The 6,405-nt window shown below is 40.6% G+C and carries 7 protein-coding genes; all 7 read right to left on the bottom strand.

The features are described 5' to 3' along the window. Positions 1 to 184 precede the first annotated feature (184 nt). Positions 185 to 625 carry a GNAT family N-acetyltransferase gene (locus tag L4C37_RS21975; protein ID WP_429770068.1) on the bottom strand — a complete coding sequence of 147 codons (441 nt, stop codon included), beginning with the start codon at positions 623 to 625 and terminating at the stop codon, positions 185 to 187. Between the two features lie 142 nt (positions 626 to 767). Further along, positions 768 to 1,244: a GNAT family N-acetyltransferase gene (locus L4C37_RS21970; protein WP_429770066.1), complete on the bottom strand. Its 477-nt coding sequence runs from the start codon at positions 1,242 to 1,244 to the stop codon at positions 768 to 770. 711 nt (positions 1,245 to 1,955) lie between these two features. Beyond that, positions 1,956 to 2,306, bottom strand: coding sequence for a hypothetical protein (locus L4C37_RS21965; protein WP_429770064.1), 351 nt, complete (start codon positions 2,304 to 2,306; stop codon positions 1,956 to 1,958). 149 nt (positions 2,307 to 2,455) lie between these two features. Then, positions 2,456 to 2,917, bottom strand: a complete 462-nt coding sequence (locus L4C37_RS21960; RefSeq protein ID WP_429770062.1) for a GNAT family N-acetyltransferase — start codon at positions 2,915 to 2,917, stop codon at positions 2,456 to 2,458. Positions 2,918 to 3,049: 132 nt separating this feature from the next. Continuing rightward, the gene (locus L4C37_RS21955) at positions 3,050 to 3,538 is read right to left on the bottom strand and encodes a 2-thiouracil desulfurase family protein (RefSeq protein ID WP_429770060.1); all 489 of its coding nucleotides are present in this window, start codon (positions 3,536 to 3,538) and stop codon (positions 3,050 to 3,052) included. 148 nt (positions 3,539 to 3,686) lie between these two features. Then, a complete protein-coding gene (locus L4C37_RS21950) occupies positions 3,687 to 4,370 on the bottom strand; it encodes a hypothetical protein (RefSeq protein WP_048608680.1) in 684 nt (227 codons plus the stop codon). 1,337 nt (positions 4,371 to 5,707) lie between these two features. Beyond that, positions 5,708 to 6,253 carry a GNAT family N-acetyltransferase gene (locus L4C37_RS21945; protein ID WP_429770058.1) on the bottom strand — a complete coding sequence of 182 codons (546 nt, stop codon included), beginning with the start codon at positions 6,251 to 6,253 and terminating at the stop codon, positions 5,708 to 5,710. Between the last annotated feature and the right edge of the window lie 152 nt (positions 6,254 to 6,405).

Genomic DNA, 6,405 nt, shown 5'->3' with positions numbered 1-6,405 from the left:
GTGTGATATGAGTTTATTATACCACACCCAGTACGCCATACTACACTGAGCTATAACGCCGCGTTAAGTAGTGAGCAACGCTACCACCCTACCTAAAACCTTGCCACCTTAAACACTAAAGCTGACCCACACTGAAAATGCCAAGCGTTGGGAATCTGTCTTAAACGCTTTGTTATGTTTGGAGTTAAAGGGATAAACGCAACTCAATTTCACGCCCTTCAACTAAGCGAACTGTTGATACAAAACCACAATTTTCGTAGAAACCTTGAGGACTATCTGAACCCGAAACAACACTTGTATATAAAGCCGATATTCCGAATTCATTAACCAGTGCTGATTTCAACAAATCGATAGCAATACGACCATAACCCTTCGACTGCTGAGATTTATCGAGCATGAACCGCCAAAGCTCAAATTTACCTGAAACTGTGTCTGCATTTACTAAAACAAAACCAATTGGATTACTGTCAGAGTAGATACCTTTAAACCAAGGAAAGCTCATAAAGTTTGCTTCAGCCAATGAAATAGCATTGCTATCAACATGATTTAGCTGATTTTGAGCCACCTGTAACTGGCAAATCTCATAGAAATTCGTTTTGTCTATACTTCTTAGTTCGAGGCTCATACTACCAATTTCCTTCGAAAACATAACGCCGCGTTAAGTGGTGAGCAACGCTAACTACCCTACCTAAACCATTGTGCCGTAAACACTAAAGCAGAATCAAACTGAAAACGCCAAGCGTTGGGAATCCGTCTTAAACGCTTTGTTATAACCGTTTTTCCATGTGCAGAAGACCCCAATCTTCACCTTCAAATGACCTAGTACCAACTTCATATGAGATTACTGAAAAACCCAATGACTCATAGCAGTTTCTAGCCACTGTATTTTGCTCAAAAACGGCAAGTGACAATACGTTAGTTGTGTACTTTTCTTTTGCTAGTTCGATTAACTGACCTAGCATTTGCTTAGAAATACCCTGACCACGAAAGCCATTTGATACAAATACTCGACAGATTCGGAAATGGGACTCAGCTACTTTGAAGAGTTCAATATAACCAGCGTTTTCCCCTGAAACGACAAAGATAAAAGGAAGCACTTCAGGCTGAGTACAATGTCGGCTAATTTGTTCGAAATTCAAGGGAAACTCGAACTTTGGGCCACCCCATAGGTAGTTCAATTTATCCGAGTCAATCCAGCCAATAAGTAACTCATAGTCTTCCTTTTCGAATGCTCTCAGTTCCATTTTTTCCTCAAAGGTTATAACGCCGCGTTAAGTAGTGAGCAACGCCACCACCCTACCTAAAACCTTGCCACCTTAAACACTAAAGCTAACCCAAACTGAAAATGCCAAGTGTTGGGAATCTGTCTTAAACGCTTTGTTAGTTTGCTTACATGATGCAGCCAAAGTTTAGTGCCAAGGCGCTGAATTGGTTACAAAACTACTGGCTTTGAACACTAATGTAAAACTGAAAACTACGGAACTCAAACTCAACCAACAAAATGCACTTGGATAAGAAGCGACATGCGATAAACAGCCACAGTTTGAATCATTTTAGCTGACAAAGGATTCATTCGACCAACCTGACAACCAAGTGCGACAAAGCCACTATTTTACGGATTAACCACCAAGAAAAAGAAGCCGCGCGAGATGCACTAAGTGACCAAAGTTACTGATGCGGAGAAATGAATAACGTTGAACTTAAAGAGCCGAAAAAACCCTACGCGCACTGATGATTTGGTTGCACAACTTTCGGAAAACGAACAGGTGTAAAGCATAGAAACCAAACTAGGCTCTTTGACTACAAACGCTTTTCTACTTTTGCAAACTAACGCCCAATTAAGTAGCTGACAACGCTACCAATACACTCAAATGTAACACCGAAACCACTGAAGCTAAACCGAGTTGAAAATGCCCAGCGTTGACAGTCTGCTTAAATTGCTTGTTAGCACTCTTTTAGAATACCATCGCATGGTCTACTAAATAGCGACCGCCTTCGTAAACTAAAACCATTTCAGCGACATGTTCACCCGGCGCTTTAGTGTAATATTGCCTCCAAACAATTGCAGCTGAATCTGGTCGCCTGAATACTGCTACTAGCTCTCTTTCTGCAAAGAAACCTTTTTCGGCTTGATATTTTACGCAGATCTCATTGAGATAATCGCGAGTAACGATTTTTAACATTCGCTTATTAAAATCACGAACGTGCTGCTCATGATCAATATTTGTGGACGCTTCCATCAAGTTGTCCATGATAGGATTCGCTATCTCTAATATTTCCTGATCTGACATTTCTTGAAAATTCATGGTAATCCCCTTGTTAACCTGATGAGAGTGCTAACGCCGCGTTAAGGTGTGAACAACGCTACCACCTAACCTAAACCATTGTGCCGTAAACACTAAAGTTGATTCAAACTAAAAATGCCAAGCGTTGAGAATCACTCTTAAACGCTTTGTTATACCGCTGCCTGCCGCTCCAGACGAACTTCTATTGCTTTAACGTTTGAGCTGTCAACCAATTCAAAAATATCTGACTCAATACGCTCCGCAACCTTAAAACCTAGTGCCTCAAAGATCTCTACATTACCAGTTTGCTCAACGCACCAAACTGAGAGCAAGCCTGCATTTGAGAACATACGCTCTGCTTCTAAAATTAAGCTTCGAGCTACGCCTCTTTTACGACATTCGGGCATGACAGCAAGTGTACTTAAATTAAGCGTCTTGCCGGACAACTTAACCTTCATAAGACCCACTAGCTGGTGATCCAAATAATATCCCAAACAAGTCCACTCATCTGTTGGACTAGCTTGGTTTCTTTGAGCTTTGGAAGTTGGGAGATAGATTTTTCGTAGCTCGGAGAAGCTTGTGTTTGATAGAGATAAGAGCGAATGATCTGTGCCACTTATTTGCTTTATCATTGATTTCTCCTTTGCGGTATAACGCCCGCTTAAGTTGTGAGCAACGAAACCGTACTGTCCGCATTGCACCGTAAACACCAAACTGATTTGAACCAAAAATGGCACACGTTGCGAATCAGCTTGAAGCGCTTGTTAGCTATGTATTTCCAACGTCATGCGAAGCTGAGCTACCGTATGCTGACTGAATACTTTAATGCTATTACGCTCTAACAATGCAGCAGCCACCCCTGAGCCATCGATTTTAATACCATTGAATGTACCATCGTAAATTTTAGAACTACCACAAGAAGGGCTGCCTTCTGCGAGTACCGCATACTTTATTTGCTGTTTTCGGCAGAGCTCTAAAGCATTCTCCGCCCCACTTGCAAATTGAGTTGTAACATCAATGCCATCATTTCCAACAACGTTCGCTGAACCGTCAAGCACATCAATACCCATCCCTGCGACTATTTCGGCAGGAGCTCTCGGAGTAGGTAATCCTGCGGACACCTCAGGACAAAAGACTACTAGCTCTGCGTTTGATTTAAGCCAGTTCAAATCAAGCTCTGGGATAGATAAACAACTTGCATTGTATCTAACTTTATTTCCAACCAAGCACGAACTAACAAGAACTTTTACCACTGGAACCCCTTTATGTACAAGAAATAGCTAACGCCGCGTTAAGTAGTGTGCCACCTAACCTAAACCATTGCACCGTAAACACCAAAGCTGCCTTGAACTGAAAATGTCGAGCGTTGGGAATCTGTCTTAAACGCTTTGTTATGTTTATTTAGCCAATGAACTCTATGGCTGATGTGAATGCAGTTTTAAATAAATTGAAGAGATCTCTACCTTTTTGAGTATCCAAAGACAAAGCAATTGAAATGCTCATTAAGGTCGATATAGCAACCCCTTGCCAATCTACTTTATTTAGACGGTCAACTGACTCAACTAAGTATCCCAAACGGTCGTTGATAGTTTCAAGCTGTTCAGCTGTTGGTTTATATTCAAGTTCTAACAACTTTTTAAAATGCTCGATAGCTAAAACAACACGCTCTTTCTCTGCTTTATCAAAACCTTTGTTGCTTCGGTTGACTAAAGGGTCTCCGATAAACAAGTTATGGCGTTCAATTTGAGACCATAAATCTGGGATATCAATCTCTTCCAAATAATGATCAACGTGATCAGATAACCAGCCCTTGAACCCTTCATAAACATCTTCAATTGCACACCATGAATTTGAAGGTACATATTCAGACTTAGGGTATGATGGTGCAAATTGAACATAACGATAATCATGCTCAAAGTAGTTTTCAACACTAGTTCTAGCTAAAAATGCCAATGGAGAATTTACGAACTGCAATATAAAACCAGGGTACCCATCAACTTCTTTCTCTACAGTTCGAAATTGATTAACTTGAAACCCTGAATGTTCAATTATTCCGATGAAACCATTCTTATGTTTTTTAAGCACCTAAGCCTCCTATAAACATAACGCCGCGTTAAGTAGTGAGCAACGCCACCACCCTACCTAAAACCTTGCCACCTTAAACACTAAAGCTAACCCAAACTGAAAATGCCAAGCGTTGGGAATCTGTCTTAAACGCTTTGTTAGTTTGCTTACATGATGCAGCCAAAGTTTAGTGCCAAGGTGCTGAATTGGTTACAAAACTACTGGCTTTGAACACCAATGTAAAACTGAAAACTACAGAACTCTAACCCAGACAACAAAACGCACTTGGCTAAAAAGCGACATGCGATAAACAGCCACAGTTTCAAGCATTTAAGCTGACAAAGGATTCATTCGACTAACCTGACAACCAAGTGCGACAAAGCCACTATTTACGGGTTAACCATCAAGAAAAAGAAGCCGCGCGAGATGCGCTAAGTGACCAAAGTTACTGATGCGGAGAAATGAATAACGTTGAACTCAAAGAGCCGAAAAACACCCTACGCGCACTGATGATTTGGTTGCACAACTTTCGGAAAACGAACAGGTGTAAAGCATAGAAACCAAACTAGGCTTTTTGACCATAAAAGCTTTTCTACTTTTGCAAACTAACGCCGCGTTAAGTAGTGAGCAACGCCTCCACCTAACCTAAAYCATTGCACCGAAAACACCAAAGCTRACTTAAACTGAAAATGCCGAGCGTTGGGAATCTGCCTTAAACGCCTTGTTATGTTGAAGACGGTGATTCATTTTTTAGCAATAATCTACAATGACATACATACCCAGRTAATTTTTCCTTACCTTAAGTATAACTTCATTGCCCTCTTGCTGGCTCAACCAAAACTTTTTAGAAACGTAGAARCCCAAGYGCCCATAAAGCTCATGATCAACACTCAATACATACCTCGTACCACCTCTATATACAGATTCAGTTGTTTTATTTAATACMTGTGTTGTTGTTTTAAATGATTGCCCTACTGATGTGTGTAAACTAATTAGACCTACAATACTTAAAATCACAAATAGATAGRCTGAAGGACCTTGTCTTTGAAAAAAGTTCCTTTTATCAACAGGGATATAATACATTTCTGACGCACTTCGTCGCTTATGAACAATAAAGCCTACACATAAACTAACAACAGCTGTGACAACGATTAATTCGAATCCAAAAAAAACCTTACGCTGAACAATCATGCTGATCATCGCCGCCGCAAGCATTAAGAAAGGATGCTTTAATAATCTTATATTTTGGATGTTAACCTCTCCATTTACATAACGCCGCATTAAGGTGTGAGCGACGCTTGGCTATACTTGAGCGAAGCGAAACTGCCAAGCGTTGCGAATCACTCTTAAATGCTTTGTTATACGTAATTTTTGACGTACTTTGTCATTGCTGTTTCTGAGACTGACAAACCGTCGATTCTATATTGGTCTTTGAACTCTCCAACAACATCGAACCCTGCTTTTAGGTAGAGGTTCTTTGCTGGGAAATTCTCTGATAGTACACAAAGATCAAGCCAGTCAATTTCGGCTTTTTCTTGGCAGAAATTTATAACCGCATCAATGAGTCGTTGACCAATACCTTGCTTCCGGCAGGAAACATCTACGCCCATACCAAGCAGAACTCGATGAGAACGGTTATCATCACCGTGATGGCGAAGATCAATGTGACCTTTGATACTTCCAGAAGTGTCTTTTACAACCCAGAGCTTTCTCCAACCTAAAACGCCAAAGTGATGGGAAAAACCTTGGATAAACTTATCTTTTGTTGCTTCTGGAATTTCACTTTGCTCTCTGGACATTGGCTGGAAAAGAGGAACTTCTCCATTACCATTTTCAGACAGCTGATTTTCAAGATACGCAAAGAATGAATCTAAATCCGATTTTTCCGCTTCTACTACTTCCATCTAATACTCCGTAGTCCATCGATTACGCATAACGCCCAATTAAGTAGCTGACAACGCTACCAAAACACTCAAATTTATCACCGAAATCACTGATGCTAAACCGAGCTAAAAATGCCAAGCGTTGACAGTCTGCTTAAATTGCTTGTTATGTT

The sequence above is a fragment of the Vibrio kagoshimensis genome (genome assembly GCF_050337535.1).
Taxonomy (GTDB): domain Bacteria; phylum Pseudomonadota; class Gammaproteobacteria; order Enterobacterales; family Vibrionaceae; genus Vibrio; species Vibrio gallaecicus.
The sequence above is the reverse complement of the archived record's forward strand: the minus strand, read 5'-3'. Positions and strand labels throughout refer to the sequence as shown.